Origin of the sequence: Staphylococcus sp. HMSC061G12, from assembly GCF_001838465.1 — a bacterium.
Lineage (GTDB): Bacteria > Bacillota > Bacilli > Staphylococcales > Staphylococcaceae > Staphylococcus > Staphylococcus simulans.
The window spans coordinates 1-635 of the sequence record NZ_KV837063.1 but is presented as its reverse complement, the minus strand read 5'-3'; the positions used below and the strand labels follow the sequence as shown (position 1 = coordinate 635).

The 635-nt window shown below is 45.0% G+C and carries 5 tRNA genes; all 5 read left to right on the top strand.

What is annotated here, in order from left to right:
* The first annotated feature begins 65 nt into the window (after positions 1–65).
* A tRNA-His gene (locus tag HMPREF2937_RS05805) sits at positions 66–141 on the top strand.
* 11 nt (positions 142–152) lie between these two features.
* A tRNA-Gly gene (locus HMPREF2937_RS05800) sits at positions 153–226 on the top strand.
* 13 nt (positions 227–239) lie between these two features.
* A tRNA-Asn gene (locus HMPREF2937_RS05795) sits at positions 240–314 on the top strand.
* A gap of 1 nt (position 315) precedes the next feature.
* Positions 316–387: transfer RNA gene (locus tag HMPREF2937_RS05790), tRNA-Glu, on the top strand.
* A gap of 48 nt (positions 388–435) precedes the next feature.
* A tRNA-Ser gene (locus tag HMPREF2937_RS05785) sits at positions 436–524 on the top strand.
* The last annotated feature ends 111 nt before the right edge of the window (positions 525–635 follow it).

The window sequence follows — 635 nt, the reverse complement described above, 5'->3', positions numbered from 1 at the left end:
TTGAAGCTCCATGTGTCGGCAGTTCGACTCTGTCCTGAACCATTCTTATTTTTATTATTTGTCTGGCGGTTGTGGTGAAGTGGTTAACACATCGGATTGTGGTTCCGACATTCGTGGGTTCGATTCCCATCAGCCGCCCCATAATCGTTAATGCGGGTGTAGTTTAATGGCAAAACCTCAGCCTTCCAAGCTGATGTTGTGGGTTCGATTCCCATCACCCGCTCCAAATTACTTATTATTCCACAGTAGCTCAGTGGTAGAGCTATCGGCTGTTAACCGATCGGTCGTAGGTTCGAGTCCTACCTGTGGAGCCACGGCTCCTTGGTCAAGCGGTTAAGACACCGCCCTTTCACGGCGGTAACACGGGTTCGAGTCCCGTAGGAGTCATTCAATCAGAAACGAATTATCGTTTCTGATTTTTTAATTTGTATACATGGAGGATTGTCCGAGTTGGCCGAAGGAGCACGCCTGGAAAGTGTGTAGGCGCCACAAGCGTCTCGAGGGTTCGAATCCCTCATCCTCCGTTATTATCATAAGACTAAATTGAAATTAATTATAATTTACGTTTTAACTCAATATAGATGCTTTGTTTTTCTCTAACTTCGGCTCTATAATAAATTCGGTTGATGAGATAA